Source organism: Brucella pseudogrignonensis, assembly GCF_002252525.1.
In the GTDB taxonomy this organism is placed as follows: domain Bacteria; phylum Pseudomonadota; class Alphaproteobacteria; order Rhizobiales; family Rhizobiaceae; genus Brucella; species Brucella pseudogrignonensis.
The window spans coordinates 43,817-66,030 of sequence record NZ_NNRM01000043.1 but is presented as its reverse complement, the minus strand read 5'-3'; the positions used below and the strand labels follow the sequence as shown (position 1 = coordinate 66,030).

The window sequence follows — 22,214 nt, the reverse complement described above, 5'->3', positions numbered from 1 at the left end:
ACTCATACGAGGCATATCACCATGAATGAGCAAACATCGAATCCCAATGCGACGAACAAAGAAATAAACGAACAGGCCGCGGTAAGCAGCCTTCCTGTCAGTCCAGAGGCCAAGCCTGAAGTCGTCACGGAGGTACAGCCTGAGGTTCAGAAGGAAACGGGCTCGCAGGCGGCAGACAAACGTAAACAAGTCCTCGATGAGGCCGTCTCGGCCTTGGCGCTGACCAAATCAGCGCTGGCCGCACTTGACGGCAAGGACGCTGCACGCGCATTGGCAATGCTGGCCGAAGTGACTGGAAAGCTGGAGCTGATTGTTGCGCGCGAACCCACGCTTGCCCTGGCCCCCGTTGATGTGCGCACCATCGTGCACGACTTGTTCGCCAACACGGAAACCATTGAGGCGATGACCGACGAGGCGCTGGATGCCCTCAAACATGGCGAGGTGCAACAGGCACGTCACGTGCTGGCTTTGCTGGCCAGTGAAATCGTGATCGCGGTCACCAACATCCCTCTGGCGTCCTATCCCGCAGCCGTGAAGTCAGTCGTGCCGCTGATCGATCAGGGCAAGATTGAAGAAGCCAAAGCCGCGCTGCAGGCAGCGCTCAGCACGCTGGTCGAGACGCGCAGCGTGCATCCGCTGCCCGCCCTGCGCGCCAGGCTGCTCCTGAAGCGCGCCGAGACCTTGGTAGAAGATGGTCAGCGGAGCGAAGCGTCCAATGAGCGCCTGGAGACATTCTTGAACGAAGCGCGGCAGCAGTTGGAAATGGCAGAACTGCTGGGCTATGGAAAGAAGAAGGACTTTGAGCCCCTGTATGCTGAACTCAGGAAAGTCAAGCAAAAGACGGCTGGGGGAGGCGGCGGAAAAGGCTGGCTCGATGAAATCAAGGCAAAGCTGTCCAAGTTGTTCTGAAACCGCTGGATAGGGCGTAAGAGGGGCGCGTCGCGCCCCTCTCTTTGCTCAGGAGTGTATGCTTTTTCACCCCATTAGGCCGCGTGGACGAACCTGATCCATAAGCGGATGCAGCCGAGCAGGGCGAAGCTGAGAAAGCTGGAAGCGGTGTGGTCGTAGCGGGTGGCCACGCGGCGGCAGTTCTTGAGACGGTTGATGAAGCACTCGATGCGGGAACGCAGGGCGTAGAGGCGTCGGTTGACGCTGTGCTGCACCTTGCGGCTCCGCTTGGTCGGGATCTCCGGCTGGGCCCCCCGGTCGCGCGCATCCTGCCGCAGGCGGTCACTGTCGTAGCCCCTGTCACCGAGCAGCACGCCGGGATCGCTGTCGCGCTCGGCCATGAGGTCGTCATAGGCGATTAGGTCGTGGGCCTCGCCGGGCGTCAGCACGACGCTGATGGGCAGGCCATCGGCATTGGCACGCAGGAGGAGCTTGGTCGAGAAGCCGCCGCGCGAGCGGCCGAGAGCCTGACTTTGGGTCCCCCCCTTCCTCCGGCAGCGCAGTGGTGCGCCCGGATGATGGTGCTGTCGATCATCTGGAGCATGTCGGCCTCGCCGCCGCTGTCGGCGAGCGCCTGCAACAGCACGTCCCAGATGCCGGAGGTGGTCCAGCGCCGGAACTGGCGGTGGACCGAGTTCCACTTCCCGAGTTCCTCGGGCAGGTCACGCCACGGCGCGCCGGTTCGGGTGATCCAGAAGATGCCGTCCAGCGTGCGCCGGTGGTCCTTCGGTGGGCGGCCGCCGCGGGCCGACTGCTCCGTCAGGAACGGGGCGAAGATCGCCCACTCCGCATCCGTCAAACGATCCCGAACCAAGGCCGACCTCCTCTCCAGAGGTCAGCCTCGAATCACGTCATCCGCCTCGGGGGAATCCCCCCTGTGCCGGTTCGTCCACGCGGCCTAGTCCGATTCTACGCAGGCCTGCAGTCACCTATCGCAACTACTACCGCGACGAGGGAATATACGGCTTCCTGCCGGATGGGCGAAGGAAAGGAAAAGGAAATCCATGGATTTGATGCAACTGCTCTGGCTGTTCTTCATCGTCTCCGCACTGCAGCCGGCACTGCAGAGGAAGTATCTGGAGGCGATGCGCACTCGGAAGATCGCTCAAATCGAGAGGATGCGCGGAAGCCGGGTGATCCTGATGATCCATCGGCAGGAGACGATGAACCTCCTAGGTTTTCCCCTGGTTCGCTACATCGACGTTAACGACTCCGAGGAAGTCCTGCGCGATCCAGCTGACGGACGCCGAAATGCCGCTCGACATCGTGCTGCACACCCCCGGCGGACTGGTCCTCGCTGCCACGCAGATTGCTCGCGCCATCCAGGGACACAAGGGCAAGGTCACAGTTTTCGTGCCGCACTACGCCATGTCGGGGGGAACACTGATCGCTCTGGCCGCAGACGAGATCGTGATGTGCGACCACTCCGTGCTGGGCCCGATCGATCCGCAACTCGGCCAAATGCCCGCGGCTTCACTCATCAGGGTCGTCGAGCAAAAGCCGATCACGGAAATCGACGACCAGAGGTTGGTCTTGGCCGATGTCGGTCGAAAGGCGATCGCCCAAGTCGAGACCGTAGCGCGACGGCTCCTGACCGACAAGATGGACGAGGAAAAGGCGGCGACATTGGCGGCGCAGCTGGCCACCGGCACCTGGACGCACGACTACCATATCTCTGCGGAAGAGGCGCGCGAGATGGGGCTGCCGGTACGGACCGACATGCCCGAGGAAATACTCGAGCTGATGACCCTCTATCCGCAGCCCGTCCGCCGTCTGGGCGGCGGCGTCGAATACCTGCCCGAACCCCGCCACCGAGAGGCCCGGCGGGTCACGACCTCGCGCTGAACGGCGCCGCCCTGCCTGCCCCTCCGAAACGACACTCAAAGGGAGAACAGAATGCCCACCGTTGCTTGCCCGAAATGCAGTTCCGTCAATCGCGTTCCGCAGGAACGACTGACGGATAACCCCAGCTGCGGCCGCTGCGGCGCCGCCCTGTTCGAGGGCCGGCCAGTCACACTGACCGCCGCCAGTTTCGACCGACACGCCGATGCCGATCTGCCCCTGCTCGTCGATTTCTGGGCGGAATGGTGCGGGCCATGCAAGATGATGGCACCTCAGTTCGAGGCTGCGGCGCGTTCGCTCGAACCCCAGTTCCGTCTCGGCAAGCTCGATACCGAAGCCGAACAGCAGATCACCGACCGTTACGGGATCCGCGGCATTCCCACCATGATCTTGTTCAGGGGCGGCAAGGAAATCGCGAGGACGAGCGGTGTAATGCCTGCCGCGCAGATAGCGCAGTGGGCGCGGTCGCACGTTTAGAGTATACAAGTATTGGCATTTCCTGCGACATGATATCAGGAGAAGAACATGCATGGCGTGACTGGATTTATCGAAAGTGCGGCCTTGTTGGTTTGCGCCGCGTTCGTACTCGTGACGATATGTTCACGGATTGGCGTGCCTAGCATCGTCGGCTACATTCTTGCCGGTATAGTCATTGGACCCGCTGGCCTCGGCCTGATTGCGGAGAGCGCTGCCCTGAGCAGTATTGGCGAAATCGGAGTCGTACTCCTGCTGTTCGCACTTGGTCTGGAATTCTCCTTCGAGAAGCTCGTAACACTCAGGAAGCATGTCTTCGGTCTTGGGGCTGTACAGGTTTCAGTCACGACGATAACGGTTTCGTTGGTAGCGAGTTTGGTCTTCGATCTCGCACCAGTTTCCGCAATCCTCATCGGCGGGGCCGTTGCGATGTCATCCACAGCCATGTGCCTCAAGGTGCTCGCAGGCGCGAACGCTCTTGGATCGGCTCATGGGCGCTTGGCCATCGCAGTGCTTCTGTTTCAGGACTTGGCAGCCGTCGCGTTCCTGCTTCTGCACGATGCAATGAGTGGTGCCGCCGAAGGGTATGGCGTGATAACGGTCATCGCCAGTGCAACGGCAGTGGTTGCTGCTCTGTTCATTGCCCGAGGTCCGTTGCAGGTACTTGCCCGTTGGGTCGCGTTGCGTGGCGATCCGGAGCTTGCCCAACTCCTCGCACTTACCATTGCGCTTGGGTCCACGATCGTCGCGACATCTGCTGGCCTTTCTCCGGCGCTCGCCGCATTCGCGACCGGTATGATCATCGGCGAGGGCGACGCGCGCCATGCTGTCGAGAACGAGATCCGGCCCTTTCGCGACTTGTTTGTCGGGATTTTCTTTATCGGTATCGGGACTCAATTGCCACTTTGGAGGCTGTGTCGCAAATTTTTCACTTTTGGTGATCTATGTCATTATCAGTACGGGAAACTGCATGAGGTCTTAGCGGGTGACAGTGGATTTCAAGGGAGCTCATTTCCCCACAAGTGTCATTCTTTATGCTGTGTTCTTTTATGTCCGTTATCCAGTTTCCTATCGCGATCTTCAGGAAATCATGGCTGAACGTGGTGTCGATGTTGACCATGCAACACTGAACCGATGGGTTGTACGATATTCTCCACAGATTGCAGAGCAGGCACAGAAACGTAAGCGTTTAACTCTTGGCTCATGGCGTATTGACGAGACTTATATAAAGGTCAAAGGGAAATGGACCTATCTGTATAGGGCTGTTGATCGTGACGGCCAAACCTTGGAATTTATGCTCTCTGAGCGCCGAAATCTTAGTGCGGCAAGGCGTTTCTTTAAAAAAGCCATCGCAAGCAATGGTGTTCCGCACAAGGTTGTCATTGATAAAAGCGGGGCTAACCTGGCCGGTGCACAGGCTGCAAACACGATCCTGAAAATCACTGGTGTCGGCATGATGTTTGAAATTCTTCAGGTGAAATATCTCAACAATATTCTTGAGCAAGACCATCGGTTCATCAAGAAGATCACCAAGCCAATGATGGGCTTCAAGGCGTTTCACAGCGCATCAGCGACAATCGCGGGCATTGAAGTGGCACATATGATCCGCAAAGGCCAATTCGCAAACAACAACCATTCGCCTTTTCAGGTCTTTGCAGAGCTCGCAGCATAATTGTGCCCAGTGATAAGGCGCACTTAACCAGCACAAAATTTTGCGACAGAACCATCTGCGAGGTCCAGTGCGCAGCAGGCGATGTTCGTGCCGGTGACGGTAGTTGGCGATCGAACGCCGGCTCCAGGCGCGCCGTCAGATGTCGCCCACTTTGCCGCCGGTCGAATTGAGATCGAGATTGCTGGCGCGCGCATGATGGTTATGGGCCCGGTAGCACCTGAACTGGCGCAAGCGATGGTGGCGGCCTTGCGAGGTCGCCGGTGATCGGAGTTTCGCCGAGTGGCGTGAAGATCATGGTGGCGACGCAACCGGTCGACTTCCGGCGCGGTATGAATGGTCTTGTGGCTTTGGTGGCGTCAGCGCTTGCGGCCGATCCCTATTGTGGCGACGTGTTCGTGTTCCGCGCCAAGCGTCTGGATCGACTTCGCTGCATTTACTGGGATGGGTCAGGCATGATCCTGGCGACAAAGTGGTTGGAAAGCGGAAAGTTTGTTTGGCCCCCGATCCGCGATGGTGCGTTGCAGATGAGTGCCCAGGAGTTCTCGCTTTTACTGGCGGGCATTGACTGGACACGGGTCAAGCGAAACGCGGTGAGACGACCCTCAAAAGTAGGCTGATCCTATTGGTTTTGCTTGAAGATTCAGGCTCATATGGTAGGGTCAGTCATGCTGCTTCGACCCGATCCCTTGCCTCAGGATGCTGCGCAATTGACCCGGATCATTCTCTCGCTCGACGAAGAGAATGCCGGCCTCAAAGCGCGTATTGCCTTCCTTGAGCGCCAGCTCTTCGGGACGAAATCGGAGAAGATGACGATCATCGATCCGGCCCAGGCAACGCTCGACCTGGGCGATCTAAGCGATATTCCCGTTGCAGCCAATGACGATGCCGCACCAGCCGGTGAAGACAAAATACAGGCACGGCGATCGTCCGCCCGCAATATCGGCCGCTTGCCCAAGCATCTTCCGCGCTATGAAGAGATCATTGAGCCGGAGAGCAAGATTTGCCCCTGCTGTTCGTTCGAACTGCATTGCATCGGCACGGACGTCAGCGAGGCGCTCGACATCGTACCTGCTGTTGTCCGGGTCAAACGGACGATCCGGCCGCGCTATGCATGCCGGGCCTGTGAGAGTGCCATCGTGCAAGCACCTGCACCGGCGCGGGTGATGGACGGTGGCATGGTGACCACGGCGTTTGCCGCGCATGTCGCTGTTTCGAAGTTTGCCTGGCATCTCCCGCTCAATCGTCAGGCGCAAATGCTGGCCTCCTGCGGTGTCATCATCGATCGCGGCACGCTTGGCGCCTGGGTGATGCGGGTCGCCTGGTGGCTGGAGCTTCTCTATGACGCGCTTACCGCCTTTATCCGCTCGCAGCCGAGAGTGTTCTGTGACGAGACGCCGTTGCCCCGGCTCGAGCCGGGCCGCAAACGAACCAAGGTCTGCCAGTTATGGGCGCAGGCGGTTGACGACCGTCCCTGGAATGGTCCGGCACCGCCGGCCGTGGCCTATATCTTTGCCGAAAGCCGCAGCGCCCGCGAGATCGAGGGGCAATTGTCGTCGTTTACCGGCGTGCTTCAAGTCGATGGATACCAAGCCTATAAAACCATAGTCAAACGTCGGGGCAAGAGCAATGTCGCACCCATGCGGCTGGCCTTCTGCCTTGCCCATGCTCGGCGCAAGTTCGTCGATGTCGTCAAACTGACGGGTTCTTCGGAGGCTTTGTCGATCCTTGCCAGGATTGCGGAAATCTATCGGATCGAAGCAAAACTGCGCGGCGAAAGCGCCGATACCCGGCTCGTCGTGAGACGTCGCGAGGCAGCTCCAGTCATGAGAGAGCTGAAAGCCCACCTCACTGAACTGCGCGACGAGGTGTCGGCGAAATCGGCGCTTGGCAAGGCCGCCAGCTACACACTCAACCATTGGAGCGGATTGACAGCCTGCCTTGATGATGGCCGGGTCGAGGTCGACTCCAATGTGGTCGAGCGTTCAATGAAATCCGTGGCCCTGACGAGGAAGAATTCGTTGTTCGTGGGCAACGAGCAGGGTGGAAAGGCTTTCGCTGTCCTTGCATCGCTCGTCAACACGGCAAAACTTAACAGCGTGGACCCCGAGGTCTGGCTTGCCGATGTGCTGGAGCGCATCATCTCCGGCAAAGTGAAAGCCAGCGAAATGGAAAGCCTCCTGCCGTGGACCTGGAAGGCTGAGCGTGAGGCGATGGCGCAGCAGGAGCGACGGGCGGCATGACGCACAACAGGCAGGGGACGACGGCTCGACCGAAGCTTGATGACGCGGCGTTCGAAGCCTTTATCAGAGGACGCCGTCCGGCATCGCCAATCTGGTCAATGAGCGGTCTCGATGGTTATCTTACGGCTCTGATCATTGGCCCAAAGTTCATCGACCCACGCAAATGGATCCCGGAACTGACCGGCCCGGACGCCGTGAACCTGCCGATGGAAACAACCGAACATCGGGCCGTGCAGACGATCGTTGCGGAATATAACCGTATCTCCGCGAACCTTTCCGAAACCCCGAAAGACCACAGGCCCAGGTTCACCAGGATCGATGACCAAACCTTTGATCCGTTCGATTGGGACCTCTGCTTTTTGCTGGCAACAGGATACGCGCCGAGGCTTTGGCAGCCGGTTCTTCGCGGTCATGCCGGGACTGGCGATATCATTGCGCCCATCCGCAAGCTCGGCGAGACAAAACGCAAAGCCACCCGCCAGGATGCCGCTGACGTCGCTGAAGCACTCGTCAATATCCGAACCTATTTTATGCCGAAGCGGGCAAAGCAAAAGTTTTGACTGCCAGCCGGAAACCCATTCCGTCAATCACGAAAGACGTGGGCTATTCGTTGCGCTCACGATAAGTTCGGCAACACGATCGATTTCTATCTGTCGCCGACGCGCAATGCCAAAGCAGCCAAGCGCTTTCTCGGCAAGGTCTTGAGTGGTCTGAAGGACTGGGAAAAGCCGACTGTCATCAACACCGACAAGGCCCCGACTTATGGCATTGCGATTGCGCAATTGAAGGCCGAAAGCAAATGTCCCGTAGAACTCGTGCACCGACAGGTCAAATATCTGAACAACGTCGTTGAGGCCGATCACGGCAAGCTGAAGCAACTGATCAAACCGGTGAGAGAGTTCAAGACACTGAAAACGGCCTATGCGACGATCAAAGGTTTTGAGGTCATGCGCGCATTGCGCAAGGGACAGGCTGCGATTTTCAATCTAACAGGCGACATCCGTGGAGAAGCACGCATCGTTGAACGGGCTTTTGGCATCGGACCGAGCGCGCTGACGGAGGCTGTAGCGCTGCTCGCTCAGAGTCTCGAAAACCGTGAAGCTGCCAGGTAACCGACGTCCCGACCAACGGTTATTTTGGCCATAATTAAAATTTGCAACAGAGTCCGCTGCTGCTTTGCTCCTTCGGCTTTGCAGCAGGGCATCGAGGACGGATAGCCTATTCGGACGAAATTGAGCCTAAATGCCCCGCACCCTAGCCTTTGTCCGTGTCTCAACAACCGGCCAGACCACCCAAAATCAGATCCAGGATATCAAAGCCGTCGGCTTCCAGGTCGAGCCGCGCCGGATCGTCAACGAGACGGTATCTGGCAGCACGCCCATTGCGCGGCGCCGTGGATTTTCCAAACTCATGGGCTGCCTTGAAGCCGGCGACGTTCTCATTGTCACCAAGCTCGGCCGTGATGCCATCGATGTCAGCACCACCGTCAAGGCACTCTCGGAAATGGGGGAAAGTCTATTGTCTCGCTCTTGGTGGCGCGGACCTCACCAGTTCCTCTGGCATTCTGACTATGCAGGTGCTCAATGCCTTTGCGCAGTCCGAGCGGGATTTGCTGATTGAACGGACGCAATCTGGCCTGATGCGCGCCAAGTCGGAACCAGCCGCCAGACCATTATGAGGGTAAGGGACGAAGATTCACGGTCCGTTCGAGCTTAGCGTACAATTTTCAGCAAATCTTGTTCCGACCCCATATTGGCTGGAAAGCGCAGACCCGATTATGCAAGCGGTATCGTGATCTTTCGAAAACCGGAAAACCACAACCTCGTATTCTAACTGCTATCGCGCGTGAACTGGCTGGTTTCATCTGGGATATTGCCCGACACGTACCGATCCGAGCCTAACCTGCGGGTTTCACTAATTCACGGACACCTTTTTCAGTAATATGCGGACAGCCATTACGGTAATTCGCGGACAGCGATTTCAGTAATGTGCGGACAGTTTGCGCGCGTTTTTGCAGGTGCCGTTTGGGCATGATTTTCTTCCTGCTTCGACCAGGAGGTTTGATGCCAAGACGGAAGCAAGCAAAGCGCATTACGATGAAAGATATCCGATCGATTTTACGACTGACCTTTGAACAGGGCCTGTCTGTCCGCGAGGTTTCGGAGCGGCTTCGAATAGGAAAGACGGCGGTTTCGACTTACCTGCACCGGGCGCGTCAGGCGGGGATTGGCATGTGGCCAATACCGGTCGCCTTTGATGACGACAGGCAGTTGGAGAAGCTGTTGTTCAAACAGGCTGGCCGTCCGCCCCAGGACACCCAAGAGCCAGATTTTTCGTATGTTTCGCGTGAGTTGAAGCGCAAGGGCGTGACGCTGACGCTGTTGTGGCAGGAGTATCGCGCCGCTCATCCGGACGGTTATGGATATACGTGGTTCTGCACGAATTTTGCAGCTTATGAGCAAACAGTGTCGCCGCGCTATCGCAACCGGCATGAGGCCGGAGCGACAATGCAGACGGACTATGCGGGCCACACGGTGCCGCTTGTCAGCCCACAGACCGGCGAGATCCGTCAGGCGCAGATTTTTGTAGCGGTTCTTCCGGCCTCCAATTTGATCTTCTCCTATGCCAGTGAGAGCCAGAAGCTACCAGACTGGATTGAGGGACAGAAACGGGCGCTGAACTATTTTGGCGGCGTGACAAAGGCCATTGTCTGCGACAATCTCAAGTCAGGTTTTGCGGTTGCCCTGTGGTTCGAGCCAACGATCACCGCGACATTTGAAGCCTTCAGTGAGCATTACGGCACGACAATCTTGCCGACGCGCGTAAGAAAGCCCCGTGATAAGGCCAAAATCGAAGGATCTGTTTTAATTGCAGAACGCTGGATTCTGGCGCGGCTTCGCAATCAGACTTTCTTCTCGCTGGACAACCTGAACGCTGCTATTGCCGAGCTATTGGAAGACATCAACAACCGCCCCATGCGCCATACCGGCAAGTCCCGGCACGCGTTGTTTGAGGAGATAGAGCGCGCCGCTCTCCGCCCGTTGCCGACGGCAGACTTCGAGTATGCGGAGTGGAAATCAGCCAAGGTCCATTCCGATTACCATGTCGAGGTGGCAAAGACCTTCTATTCCGTGCCGCATCAGCTGATCGGCAAAATGGTCACCGTACGCCTGACGCATCGGGTGGTCGAAATATTCTTCAACCACAAGCGGATTGCGTCCCATCGCCGCCGTTCCGAGCGTAACGGACACGTCACCGTGAAGGAACATATGCCCAAATCCCATCAGCGGCATGCCGGAATGAGCGCGGCAAGCCTGATCCGGCAGGCCAACGGCATCAGCACCAATACAGGAATTTTTGTCGAACGGGTCATCCGCGACAAACCACATCCGGAACAGGGATATCGTGCAGCGCTTGGCATTCTCTCCCTTGCCCGACGCTATGAGCATGATCGCCTCGACGCTGCCTGCGAACGAGCGCTTGTCATCAACGCGCTGACCTATACCTCAGTCCGATCCATTTTGCAGGCAGGCCTTGATCGGGTTCACCCGGTCGAGGAAGTCGGAAAGCCACTACCCATTCATTCCAACATTCGTGGCCGCGGCTATTACCATTGAAATCGCTGGCAATAATGCTGGTGTCCGGCCTGAAGCCCCTGAAGCGCTACGCAATGTGGAAAGCTGCGCGCCCCAGGGACCCCAGGCTTCATCGATCGAGCTGACAGCACGAAACGAAGTCTGTCAGCATCGTGCCCCTAAAAAAGAAGGAATAAGAATGCTCTCCAATCCAACGCTTGATCACATGTACACACTCGGTCTGTCGGGCATGGCTTCTGCCTGGCGAGAATTGGCAGACCAACCCGAAGCCCGTGCGATGGACAAAGAAGAATGGCTGGGCCTCATGCTCGACCGGGAGATTGCAGTGCGCGCCGATAAACGGCTGACGGCGCGCCTGGTCGCCGCAAAGCTGCGCTTCCCGCAGGCCTGTGTCGAAGATATCGACTTTCATGCGGCACGTAACATTGATCGCCGGGCGACAATGGCACTCGCACAGGGACAATGGCTGACAAACCATGAGAATTTGATCGTGACAGGGAAAACTGGCACGGGAAAGTCATGGCTGGCCTGTGCGATGGGCCGTCAGGCTGCCCGACATGACCATTCGGTTCTCTATGTTCGCGCGCCCCGCCTCTTCGAAGATCTCGCCATGGCCAAGCTGGACGGTCGCTATCCAAGGCTCATGAACCGTCTTATGAAGGTCCAGTTGCTGATCCTTGACGACTTCGCCACGCACACGTTCAACGATCAGCAGCGCTTCCATCTCTTTGAAATCATCGAAGAGAGATACCAACGCAGGTCGACACTCATTACCGCACAGGTTCCGGTAAATACCTGGCACTACCTAATCGGGGACGAAACCGTTGCCGATGCGATACTCGACCGCGTCGTGCACAATGCTCACCGCATCAATTTGGAAGGGGATAGCATGCGCAAAGCCAAATCCGGCATTGACATAACGCTCAGCGCGGACAACGAAAGAACGTAAGTCTGATCAACAACAGGCCTGAAAAACGCCGCGGCTGAACTGTCCGCGAATTAGCGAAACAAGTGTCCGCGATTTACTGAAATCGCTGTCCGCGGATTCTGAAATACGCACCTAACCCGCAATCTACCAGACCCTTCTGCTTGTGCAGTATGCTGGAGATGTCGGCCAAAGATCACGGAACCCTCGACTTACGTTGGGATAAATATCCGTCCTTAGAGAGAGGCAAGCCCGTAACGTATATGGTCAGGCGGTGAGAATCCGCGGATGAGAGTATGATAACCATCGGTTCGGACCCGCATTCCCAACACCGTGCACAGGCTGCAATAATTGACCGCCCTCGCGAAAGCGGGGTAACTTAAATGCGTCTGGAAAACCTAAATCGCTCATGAGAGCGTACGATTTATAACTGCTCTTGTTCCGACCCCGAATTGGAAATATCGAAAACACTTGACCTTAAGAAGCAGAATGGAGAAGAATCTTCCAAGTCTATTGAAAACAGACAATTCTTCAATTGTCTTAACCAATCTGCTACCGAACAGCGTATTGCTGTCAATGAGACTAGACGAGTGTGCCCTCTGTTCCTCCAAACATTCAATTCAGTTATCGTTCTGATGCCTAAGGTCAGTGTTGTAATTCCAGCATATAATGCAGCAGACACAATCAGCAGAGCTCTCGACTCGCTGAAGCGTCAATCTCGAGATGATTTCGAGGTTATTCTAGTGGACGATATGAGCACCGATGAGACGGTCAAGATCGCAGCTCAACACGTCCTTACCCTTCAAGGTAAATTACGTGTTTGTTCGCAGCCACACAATGCCGGGCCTGCTGCGGCGCGCAATAAAGGATGGTCATTGGCGCGAGCCAATTATGTGGCCTTTCTCGATGCAGACGACGCCTGGCACAAAGATAAGCTCAAATGGCAAATCGCAATCATGGATTCCGGTGCCGATATTTCCGGCCATCGAACACCACTGATTCACTCTGGGTTTGAGCTCAAAGACATGTTACCTCGTGCAGTGACGACAAGAAATCTCCGGCACCGTGACGTGTTACTTAAAAATCCATTCAACACCTCCTCAGTTATTATCCGCCGGGATCTGCCACTTCGCTTTTCAGAACAGTTGCAACGTACCGAGGATTATTTGCTCTGGTGCGAGGTCATCATGGCAGGGTATCGCAGCGTGGCGCTCGATCCTCCCTTGGCATTCGTGTTCAAGCCATTCTACGGATATGCTGGTTTGTCGGCGAATTTGCACGCTATGCAGAAGGGGGAAATAACTGTCTATGATCGATTATATGAAACCCGGCAGATTTCACGGACCACATGTTTCGGGTTGAAAGCCTGGTCCTACATTCGATATTGGCGGCGGCTCCTGGTTAGCCGCATCAGGGCATCATCAGTCCAATGAGCGGTCGCTCCCATCTGCCATATTTACTGTTTGTCGGATTTGTCTGCCTGGTATTGGCTGCGGCCTGGCACCGGCCATTGATGTCACCGGACAGCTGGGTCTTATACGATATCAGCCGGTGGCTTTGGCATAGTGAGACGGTTACCGGCATTCGCCAGTATCGTGTGGCTACCGATCTTCCGATCAGTCATCCGTTCTTCTATCCGGCTTTGATTGGCGGCCTTGACCAAGTCCTTGGCACAGGCTTTCGCTCTGGTTTGATCATCAATGCCCTAGCTATTTTGGCTTTACCATGGTTCATCTACTTGGCCATAGAGCCCATCGCGGAAAGCAAGAAGAACGCGGTTGTAATCACGGGGGTGGCTACTGCCGGACTCTGCCTTAATTGGTTTTTCCTTGAGGAAGTCATCGCCGGACGCACGATACCGATTACCGCCTGTCTCATGGCGCTGGCACTGCGTTTTTTCTTCCTCGGCGCACAACAACATCGTTTGATCTTCGCAGCAAAATTGGGCTTGGTGCTGGGCGTCCTCGCTTTGACGCGTTTTGACACATTATCGTTTTCCGCAGTACTGATCCTGGGCACGTTCCTGGTCTGGACGGGTGGAATAAAACGATGGCTGGCGCTGCTTATCGTCGCGGCTCTGTTCTTCGTCGGCTATTCGCCCTATCTGATCTATTCCATCCAGTGTTGCGGCACGGCTCTGGCAACTGAAACCCAAGGCATTGCGGCGATAGCGCCACCGATACGCCCCACAACATACTGGCCAGCTACCCCGCCAACCCTGTTTGAAGCGCCAGCAATCTGGATGGAGCGGCTAGCCCGATCATCGTTTGATTCCGGTAAGGCTTTGGTATTGGCGTTTGCGATCTCCCCTCTTCCCATGTTACTCGTTTTCACCTCCCTTTTTCCAGGCATCGTTGTAAAACGCTCGCAGCGGTCAACCCTTTTGCTAATTCTTCCGATCCTCGCGCTCGCATCTATGGCTTTAGGTCCGGTCCTGTTTTCGTTTCCTCAGGGTCGATATTTCGTACTCCCCATCACGTTCGCCTGCTCGATCATTGCGGCATATATGGGCAGCGCCCTTTTTAATCATTCGTTGCATTCTGCGCGCCTGAATGTTGTTGTCATATGTGCCGGTGTCGTCGGAATTGCCGGTTGTGGTTATGGATGGAGCCGCAGTACCCCACTCCTCCCGCCTTCAATAATCAGTGCGGCCGTCGAATGCGCGGCAGGTGCTCGATTATTAGTGAAGGGCCAGCGGGGCCCGGAGATTGCGACGCGTGGTAGAGCAAGCACATTGCTTGAGCCGGATAATTGGAATGATCTGACAAACACCGAAAAGGATCAGTTCACGACTGAATACGGCGTTAGAGCCATTTTCGATCCAGAAAGTGGCAGTTGCCAACGCTTGCGTAATCCAGAGCACGCCTCTTAAATTAGGTCGTGACGCACTTGAGAATCAAATGAAGCATTTTGAACTGCATCGGCTCTGCCAGTCTCCAACTTTCTCAACGATCAACCAGAAAGTTTGACGGAGCCCTACAGGTGTCGAAACATGGTCCGGCGCAACAAACATTGAAGCACCATTGATGACAGCAATGTACCCAGGGCTGCGCCAGTTAACCCAAGAGGGGGAATCAACGCTGAAACGAACGCGACTTCGATAATCAGCCCAACCCCGAGACAGTACAATGCCGCCTTTTCCCCATTCGTCAAAGACAGGACCAACTGAGGAAATAAGGCGACAGAGCGGACTACATGAACGAGCAGGAGCGCAGTGAGTGCGAAATGACCTGCATCATAGCCCTCGCCGAAGAAGATACGAAGCGCATCGCCGCCAATGAAAACCGACACCACGACCAACGGCAATGTCAAGGCAAGTGTCGCACGCCGTGCGTTCTGCAGTATCATCAGAGGGCTTTCACCCTGACGATAGGCTTTGGCAATTGCAGGAGCATAAAGCAGCGCGGTCGCCACGGCGGGAAAACCGCCAATTTCTGAAACTGTCAGCACGGCGCCATACAAGCCCGCAGCATCAACACCGGAAATGTAACCAAGTATCAAGAGGCCCAGTCGCGAGAGAAGCAACTGCCCTGTCGCAAGCAGCATGAGCCAGAAAGCGGCCGATTGCAGCCGGATCCGTAAGACTTTGGCGGTGCTCCAGTCAGCTGACGGTGCATATCCCATTTTCTGGGCCAGCAGGGCCGTAGCAGTCATCGCCGCACCAGCCCCGAGGCAAACAAGTACCAGCGGGAAAACGGACGAGCCAAGGCTCATTCCGAAGAGCACGACAATCAGTAAAACGATGAGCGGCAGGCCGTCGCGTAGAAAACGTTCCGGAGCATGTCCCAGTTGGGGATGCCCCAGACCGGTTAGTATTGCAGCAAAAAAGCGGGTGCTGGCCAAAATAGGGGTGATGAGACAGACCAACATCACAGCTTCAGGAGCCAGCACTTGCTGGTAGAAAATAAACCATACCGACCACGTAATCGCGGCCATGGCCAGCGATGCCATGGCGATCATCGAATGACCGGCAAGGACAAATGCGCTCCTCATCCGAGGGTCATCTTTCCACTCCTGTGCATGACGCGATGCAAGCACATCATAGCCGCATAACGCACCCCAACAGGTTATGGATGCAATCGACATAGCAAGCATATACGCGCCATATTCCGCGAGAGGCAAGGAACGCGCTAAAACGAGGTTCAGACCAAGAGCAAGCAAGCTCCCGCCCATGATCTGAGCAATCAGGCCCAGCTGGTTGATTATGGCACGCATGAAAGGCGAGACCTTGAGCCGGGCGTACAACACATCAAGTACTTATTGCCTAGCTATATTTGTCACGGAGCAGCCCGCCTTATCACCGGCTATCATTTTGATACCTTCGTTTTCGAGAAACATCTCCTCGAGCTCTCGGTCTCCTACGCTTATGTTCGACACGGCGACTGACTGGATTTTGATATCTGCATAGTCAGCCAGTGGTCCAAGCTTTTTTATGTCGAGCTCGACCTTGTCGCCAGCCCGCGCGAAAACAGGGAAGGAAAAAGTGCTGACATCCGTCGGCAGACTGACCGGCGTCGGCGGCAACAAGGACGTATCCACTCCGTTTATTGAAATGAGATAGCGCGTTGAACGGCCAATTACAGGGATATAGGAAACCGAATTCGTCACGTCGTAGCTGATGACCACCTCCCGCAACGTATAGGCACAGCTATCTGCGGCTTCCAAGGAGGGAAGCTTGACGGGCAAGGACGTCGATATCTGCTGCGAGTCCGTTTCACGATAGTCCGTCGCACTATCCCTTTTCCAGAAACTGAAATCAGGATTGGAATATTGCAACTTATAGTGTTCGAGCACTTGCTTGAATAAAGGCCAATGCCAGTTCACCAACCATGGCGTGAATTGGCGAGGCTTCGCAAAGTTGAAATAGTCCGGAGCGACAGAGCCGAATGTCTTATAATAGTTTTCGCGATCCTTGCGAGACAGCGCATGGATCAAGAGTTCCAGCGGCGCGGGATTTTTCTTGTGATAAAGAACATTGACCATGCTGCCGGGGTAGACTTCCCAGACGGATTTCTCGTGAATGTTACTGGATCGTTGTGGGGTCGGAGCCGGCTGGTCGTTGGTGGCAGTGACGAGGTCGAGGTTCATGCTTCTGTACCAGACCTGTTCCATCGAAATCTGCTTGTAACTGCTGAAAGCCGCAGCGATCGACTGCTCCTGCGTCTCTGTCAGATCTTTCCAGCGTGCGATACTGCCGCCAAGGCTATTCACGATCGGGCTATTCTCATTGAGACATGATCGAATCTCCGATACGCCGAACCGTTTTTTCAGAAACCACTCCGCTGCGACGCCCGACAAGCCATCGAAGAAAACGCCATCATGAGATTGTATTCCCGCAAGGCACGCCTGCATTGCCAGCGATGTCTGAATATCTATTTCAACGTGATCTCCATCGGCTGCTCCAACGAAGAACGGGCCGCCGCCCGAATCGAGACTTATCAGCGCTCCCTGTTTGATATGAGAGGTAGCATCGACAGCCACGCGAAGCTTGCGCTCACGCCCATTCAGGAACGTCTCATTGGAAACGGGATTAACTCTGATCGTCAGCCCGTGAGGAGGCGCCGGTTTATTCGCCGTGACGGTTACAATATCCGCACGATTAAAGAAGTGAGGTTGCAATCTGTCGCCACCCAGAAGCGCAAAATAGCCTCCACCCAGCATTATGACGTGCTCGATTTTCCGCTTGTCTCCCGAAACGAAGCTGACGGTGTCTCCAATGGTGGGTCTGAAGCGCGGCTTCCCACTCCAGCCTGGAGCGTATAGATAGACACCATGTCCATCTGTGCCAGATACGACGCCTCCACGCACATTGCTGGCGAGGCTCGTGGTTGAGATGAGGGTGATCTCTTCACCGGTGCGCTTAGCCCCTTTGAGGCTCGTTATCCGGGTCGGGAAAAAGTCGGCTGGAAGATCACCAATGATGGTAATTTCCGATTGAGTACCCGACGAGACCACAGCTTCAATATTGTGCCCGCTCGCATCAGTCAGAACGACCCACTGACCGATCAATGTTGACGGAAAGTCTTCGAGCGGCATGATGTTGATCTTCGTTGAGCGCTGAATGCCAAAAATGTAGTCGTTGTTTGTAACAGGATTGATGGGCACACGCTGGCGGTTGGTTCCCGACTGTGCCAGCCAGTCCGCTCCCGGCTGTTGGATGGCCCAGAGAAAACCTCCATCTGCCGCGCCAAAAGTACGCGACACTTCCCCTAAATAGAAACCGTAGGCGTTACTGTTGCTTTTGGTGCCAACGGCTTCTCGAATATCTGTAAATTTGGATACATGAACGCCGGACGCCTTGTTAAGACTGTAGGAGTGCGCCGCAATATCAGCATATGAGATGCGCAATTGCTGCCACCACATCAGAGCGGTCACAACAGAAGCCACTATGAGTAGCGCGCTACAGGCGATGGATACGGATTGCCCCGGCAACGACTGAAGTTTCTTGATCATAGAGAAACCTCCGGGGAGATGACTTCCTTGGTCCGGGATGGCTGCGCTCCCTTTCCCATGATTGCACTCGCCGACAATGCGAGGGCCAGAATGCATTCACGAAGAAAAAGAGGCGCCTGATGCTGGCCGACATAGCCAAAATTGGCCACCCATGACAGCAACCCGCTCGCAAACAGGACAAGAACAACCAGAAGGGCCGGGAGTGGCAGAACCTTCCTGAGAAAAAGACCGAAGCAAATCATCAGCGCAACGGCGCCAACAATCGTGGTCAGCTGGCTTGGAACAGCGCCCGACAATTTCAAAGTAAAAAACTCGTTCCAGTCAGCGAAGAAGCTGTTGGGAAACACGCCATAAATCCAGACCTGATTATCCGAGATATCTTTGATGGCTGTAAGCGTTTCGAGTGACCCAAACAGGATAAGCAGCGCCAAGACAAAGGATATGCCGAAGGAAGCCACAACGGTCGCGGTAAAGCTTATGCGTTGCAGAATATTCCACCGGCGCGCCCCCAAAAAGAAAACCGCCCCGGCCGCCGCAGCAACAGCGTAAAAACCTTGTTCGGCCCCCAAAAGAGGCATCACGGCCCCCACAGCACCAACGATTACCATCCGCCTCAACGTCGCGGGGAAGGATATCGCTCCCGTCGACATACTCAATGCGACCCTTGCCACAGCGATGGCCATGAATATATGAGGCGCCATTCGCACCCCCATGGGTGCACCGATGAAGGTTGGGGAAAGAAAATATCCGAACACCGGGAGATATTCCACCGTAATTGAGAATAACATTAACGTAATCAATGAACCACGCCACCCCATAAAAAGGCGACAAAGATAATACATTGGAACAAAAATAAATATAACATTGACAAAATATGTCGACGCTATCGATGCACTCAAATCACCATCCAGAAAGATAGAAGCAATTTTATAAAAAGGGTAGATGAGATACGGAATTCCGTTTCCATGAAAATAATAAAAATCACGGCCAGCAAATTCACCGACATCCATCTTCCGCAAGGGAAACAAGGTTTGAAAAACACCATCGAACGGTGACTGGTTGAAATACATAATTGAGCGCGCTTGAATCAGCACGATTGCGATCACTGCGGCCAAACCAAGCGCAATGCAAAAGAACAGCGATACTATTTTTAGTATATCATCAAATCTGTCCCGCCTTAAACTTGGAATCCTCATTCCTCAACCCAACCTTTCAGAAAAATCTAGCATATTTAACAAACTCATTTTTTATATTCCAGCAATCACCGCAAGAACAACTTAATGAGCATTAGAAAAACCTAATTTAATACACCTATAAATCCAGAACATCTATAACTCTACGATTGGAGCATTTGTCATCAAATCTTTGTTGAGCCATTCTTCGACTGTTTCGCCCCATTTCGGCGACCATATCTGGACGTTCAGCCAGCTGGCGCATAGCCGCAGCGAGTGCCTGCGGGTTCCTCGGTGGCACCAGAAACCCGTTTACCCCCTCCTCGACCGTATCCCGGCACCCGGGAACGGTGGAGGTGATGATTGGCATTTCCATCGCCATTGCTTCCTGGATGCTGCGCGGCACTCCTTCTCGATAGAATGAAGGGAGTACGAATATACTGCTCTCTTCAAGCCACGATCTAGGCTCCACATGGCCAGGCCACTCGAGAACGCCATCCTCGACCCAAGCTTGAAGCTCAGACCGCAGTACCGCACCTGGATGGCGATCCAGGTCACCCAATAGAATAAAACGAGCATTGATATTTTCGCGCCGGAGCTGCTGCGCAGCAGCTACAAAATCGTACACCCCCTTGTCGCGGATTATCCGCGCCATCATGATGAATGTTGGTGTTGCAGGCTTTGGCCTCTGCCGGGTCCAATAATTGAGATCGACACCGATTCCGCCGAGCAATATGGCCTGTCCAGGCCGAAGCAGGTCAAGACCTTCAAAATCCTTCACGTCGGTTTCGTTGAGGAAAAACACGTTGTCGGCAACAGCGAGCGCTTTTTTGTAAAGCGCTACGGACACGCCGCGCGCTACCTTGCGCTTCACTTCTTCCATAAGCGTGCCGCCTGTTCCAAAGGCCCACCCCAGCCCCTCGATCATGGCGAAACGTTTCGGAACTCCTGCCTTCTTTGCGGCTAAGGTGCCAAGAATGGCCGGTTTTGGGGTATAACCCAAAGTAATGTCGGGTTGAACTTTGGCAATGTGGGTCAATATTTCACGATAGGCGGAGATATCCCGGAAAGGGTCCATGCCAGTTCTGGAAAGGGTGAGATCGATCGGCGTAGCGCCCAACTCTCTCACAGCTGACCGCGTTGCATCCGTGTAGCCCGGCGCCAACGCAAAGCACGCGACGCCGCGCTCCGACAAGTCTTTCAACAGACTTCCCCGAAAGTTGACGACTGAAAAAGCCTGATTACCGATCAGGGCAAGGCGTTTAGCCATGGGAAACACCAGCCACCATGCTCTTGCCATAGTGCCTTTCCAGAATCCGGACAGATTCCCTGATTGCCTGTTTCCAGTTATCGGTTTGGCGCATTTCAACACTTACCCAGCCACTATAAGTGCTGTCGAGCAATTTTGCGCCGAGTTGCGCATGATCCACGCCCGAACTGCCAACCGGCACCAGATGTGGTTCGCTGACATGAAAATGCCGCGCCGCCGACAACACGACCCCATCCACCACGTGAGATTCATCATTGGCAAAGTAAGTGCCTGAATCAAACTGCAGGTCGAAGCCCCGCATGCCGACTGCCCCAACAAGCGCCAGCGCATCAACGGTGTGTGTAATGAAACGGCAATTATAGATTTCTGGATTGGCTTCGAAGCACAACGCGGAATCTTGCCCGGCAAAAAGGGGCGCGACGGTACGAAAGAAACGTTGGGCCTCGATCATGGCATCGGCAGGTGTCATGTCGCCGGGGTTGCGCAGAGCAGGCGCACCAAAAACGCAGGCTCCGGCACCTAGCCATCCTGCAATATCTGCCACACGACTGAGGCGCTCATAGAGAGCTTCTTCCTCACCTCGCGTGCCGAAAAGCCGCGCTTCCGATGCAGGAAACAAGATAGCCTGCATAGCAGGTATCGCCAGACCACGTTCTTGAAGCTGACTGCGATAGAAACGCACCGTTTCTTCGCCGACATCGGAGAGAGCGCCAAAAACTTTGAATGGAGCAATCTCGACACCATCGAAGCCGAGCTCGGCGACAAGAGCAATCGCTTCTTCGTCGGCGGTTTCCGGCCAGGCAATATTGGATATGGAATAGCGAAGCCGCGCGTCAGTTGTCCCCATTTCGCCTCTCCCGCTCGACGAAGCTCGTAATATCGTCCATCACGCTGCTGGCTGGGGCGATATAGCGGCCCGCTTGACCGAAAACGCCCGCGTGTCGAGTGCCAAGCCTGTAGGATACAGGGGCAGCAGAAGACGTACCGACGATAGCGTTCGGAAATAAATTATCGAGAATCGCACGCGTGGTGACTGGCTCGGGAAAAAGGTTGATCAACTTGAGACCGGCGTTGTCGGCAATCTCTATATCGTTCCAAAGACGGTGCAGGCTGTACCACTGGAAGCTGCTCGCCGGATCGATTTTGTCGGTCTGGTTGTCATGGAGCAGATCGAAGATTACATTCTTCTTCAAACCGGGTCCGAAGAGGGCGGGAAGGCGGACGATCAGGGTATCGGAAAAATGTTCCGTGGCCCACTGCTCAACTTCCAGCCTGTGCTTTCCGTAAGGTTGCGCTTCTGAATCGAAAGGGTCTTTGCTTTCGTCATGCGGTTCGGACGGACTGGAATAGACATCAATCGTCGAAATCAGAATAAAGCGATCAGCAGTCACATTTGACAGTGGACCAATCAGCGCGGCAATTTGCTCACGATCCTGTTGCGGTTCCTTGTTGGCTTTCCATTTAACAGCGGGAACACCGGCACAAACGAGCAGGCTATAATGCTTCCCGACAATGTCTCCTATATTAGAAGAATTGTAGAGGTCATCGAAACTGTGAGCACGAAGTAAATTCGAGCCGACAAACCCAGTATATCCGATTAGTGCTGAAGTCATTTTTTTTCC

19 protein-coding genes and 3 pseudogenes are annotated in these 22,214 nt (G+C 55.2%); 15 read left to right on the top strand and 7 right to left on the bottom strand.

Going from position 1 to position 22,214, the window contains the following annotated elements; genetic code table 11:
- Positions 1-21 precede the first annotated feature (21 nt).
- Positions 22-909 (top strand): heat resistance protein YfdX2, encoded by an 888-nt coding sequence (yfdX2, locus tag CEV34_RS19900; protein ID WP_003606681.1) that lies wholly within the window; start codon positions 22-24, stop codon positions 907-909.
- Positions 910-983: 74 nt separating this feature from the next.
- On the opposite strand, the gene CEV34_RS19895 is transcribed toward yfdX2, so the two are convergent.
- A protein-coding gene (locus tag CEV34_RS19895) for an IS5 family transposase (RefSeq protein ID WP_445433042.1) occupies positions 984-1,762 on the bottom strand; the annotation gives its coding sequence in 2 pieces (ribosomal slippage) (positions 984-1,438 and positions 1,438-1,762; 780 coding nt in all).
- 190 nt (positions 1,763-1,952) lie between these two features.
- On the opposite strand from CEV34_RS19895, the pseudogene CEV34_RS19885 reads away from it, so the two are divergent.
- The 14 genes and pseudogenes from CEV34_RS19885 to CEV34_RS19810 all read left to right on the top strand — a co-directional run bounded on the left by CEV34_RS19885 (position 1,953) and on the right by CEV34_RS19810 (position 14,569).
- A pseudogene (locus CEV34_RS19885) lies at positions 1,953-2,793 on the top strand (SDH family Clp fold serine proteinase).
- 51 nt (positions 2,794-2,844) lie between these two features.
- Positions 2,845-3,267, top strand: coding sequence for a thioredoxin TrxC (gene trxC, locus CEV34_RS19880; RefSeq protein ID WP_011982916.1), 423 nt, complete (start codon positions 2,845-2,847; stop codon positions 3,265-3,267).
- A 48-nt stretch (positions 3,268-3,315) separates the two neighbouring features.
- Positions 3,316-4,362 (top strand): cation:proton antiporter domain-containing protein, encoded by a 1,047-nt coding sequence (locus CEV34_RS19875; RefSeq protein ID WP_235819128.1) that lies wholly within the window; start codon positions 3,316-3,318, stop codon positions 4,360-4,362.
- A complete protein-coding gene (locus CEV34_RS19870; RefSeq protein ID WP_024899860.1) occupies positions 4,250-4,936 on the top strand; it encodes an IS6 family transposase in 687 nt (228 codons plus the stop codon). The genes CEV34_RS19875 and CEV34_RS19870 overlap by 113 nt, the downstream gene beginning before the upstream one ends.
- A gap of 87 nt (positions 4,937-5,023) precedes the next feature.
- Positions 5,024-5,200 carry a hypothetical protein gene (locus CEV34_RS19865; protein WP_374891767.1) on the top strand — a complete coding sequence of 59 codons (177 nt, stop codon included), beginning with the start codon at positions 5,024-5,026 and terminating at the stop codon, positions 5,198-5,200.
- Complete coding sequence (gene tnpB / locus CEV34_RS19860; protein WP_094544350.1) at positions 5,197-5,553, top strand: IS66 family insertion sequence element accessory protein TnpB; 357 nt, start codon at positions 5,197-5,199, stop codon at positions 5,551-5,553. Before CEV34_RS19865 ends, tnpB begins: the two co-directional genes overlap by 4 nt.
- A 48-nt stretch (positions 5,554-5,601) precedes the next feature.
- Positions 5,602-7,176 (top strand): IS66 family transposase, encoded by a 1,575-nt coding sequence (tnpC, locus tag CEV34_RS19855; RefSeq protein WP_094544349.1) that lies wholly within the window; start codon positions 5,602-5,604, stop codon positions 7,174-7,176.
- On the top strand, positions 7,173-7,736 hold the full coding sequence (locus tag CEV34_RS19850) for a UPF0149 family protein (RefSeq protein WP_094544348.1): 564 nt from the start codon (positions 7,173-7,175) through the stop codon (positions 7,734-7,736). The genes tnpC and CEV34_RS19850 overlap by 4 nt, the downstream gene beginning before the upstream one ends.
- 54 nt (positions 7,737-7,790) lie before the next feature.
- Positions 7,791-8,288 (top strand): annotated as a pseudogene (locus CEV34_RS19845) (DDE-type integrase/transposase/recombinase); the annotation flags it as partial.
- 130 nt (positions 8,289-8,418) lie between these two features.
- Positions 8,419-8,854 (top strand): annotated as a pseudogene (locus CEV34_RS19840) (recombinase family protein).
- Between the two features lie 385 nt (positions 8,855-9,239).
- Complete coding sequence (gene istA, locus CEV34_RS19830; protein ID WP_094544347.1) at positions 9,240-10,793, top strand: IS21 family transposase; 1,554 nt, start codon at positions 9,240-9,242, stop codon at positions 10,791-10,793.
- Positions 10,794-10,950: 157 nt separating this feature from the next.
- Positions 10,951-11,721, top strand: coding sequence for an IS21-like element helper ATPase IstB (gene istB, locus CEV34_RS19825; protein ID WP_094544366.1), 771 nt, complete (start codon positions 10,951-10,953; stop codon positions 11,719-11,721).
- A gap of 428 nt (positions 11,722-12,149) precedes the next feature.
- The gene (locus CEV34_RS19815; RefSeq protein WP_094544346.1) at positions 12,150-13,130 is read left to right on the top strand and encodes a glycosyltransferase family 2 protein; all 981 of its coding nucleotides are present in this window, start codon (positions 12,150-12,152) and stop codon (positions 13,128-13,130) included.
- On the top strand, positions 13,127-14,569 hold the full coding sequence (locus CEV34_RS19810) for a hypothetical protein (RefSeq protein WP_094544344.1): 1,443 nt from the start codon (positions 13,127-13,129) through the stop codon (positions 14,567-14,569). The genes CEV34_RS19815 and CEV34_RS19810 overlap by 4 nt, the downstream gene beginning before the upstream one ends.
- Positions 14,570-14,673: 104 nt before the next feature.
- On the opposite strand, the gene CEV34_RS19805 is transcribed toward CEV34_RS19810, so the two are convergent.
- From CEV34_RS19805 to CEV34_RS19780, 6 genes are all read right to left on the bottom strand, one after another.
- Positions 14,674-15,912 carry an MATE family efflux transporter gene (locus CEV34_RS19805; protein ID WP_094544343.1) on the bottom strand — a complete coding sequence of 413 codons (1,239 nt, stop codon included), beginning with the start codon at positions 15,910-15,912 and terminating at the stop codon, positions 14,674-14,676.
- A 42-nt stretch (positions 15,913-15,954) separates the two neighbouring features.
- Complete coding sequence (locus CEV34_RS19800) at positions 15,955-18,150, bottom strand: hypothetical protein (RefSeq protein WP_094544341.1); 2,196 nt, start codon at positions 18,148-18,150, stop codon at positions 15,955-15,957.
- Positions 18,147-19,346, bottom strand: coding sequence for a hypothetical protein (locus CEV34_RS19795; RefSeq protein ID WP_094544340.1), 1,200 nt, complete (start codon positions 19,344-19,346; stop codon positions 18,147-18,149). The genes CEV34_RS19800 and CEV34_RS19795 overlap by 4 nt, the downstream gene beginning before the upstream one ends.
- Positions 19,347-19,461: 115 nt before the next feature.
- Positions 19,462-20,592: a glycosyltransferase family 4 protein gene (locus CEV34_RS19790; protein ID WP_235819125.1), complete on the bottom strand. Its 1,131-nt coding sequence runs from the start codon at positions 20,590-20,592 to the stop codon at positions 19,462-19,464.
- A complete protein-coding gene (locus tag CEV34_RS19785) occupies positions 20,585-21,439 on the bottom strand; it encodes a sugar phosphate isomerase/epimerase family protein (protein WP_094544338.1) in 855 nt (284 codons plus the stop codon). Before CEV34_RS19785 ends, CEV34_RS19790 begins: the two co-directional genes overlap by 8 nt.
- Positions 21,426-22,205: an NAD-dependent epimerase/dehydratase family protein gene (locus CEV34_RS19780; RefSeq protein WP_094544337.1), complete on the bottom strand. Its 780-nt coding sequence runs from the start codon at positions 22,203-22,205 to the stop codon at positions 21,426-21,428. Before CEV34_RS19780 ends, CEV34_RS19785 begins: the two co-directional genes overlap by 14 nt.
- Between the last annotated feature and the right edge of the window lie 9 nt (positions 22,206-22,214).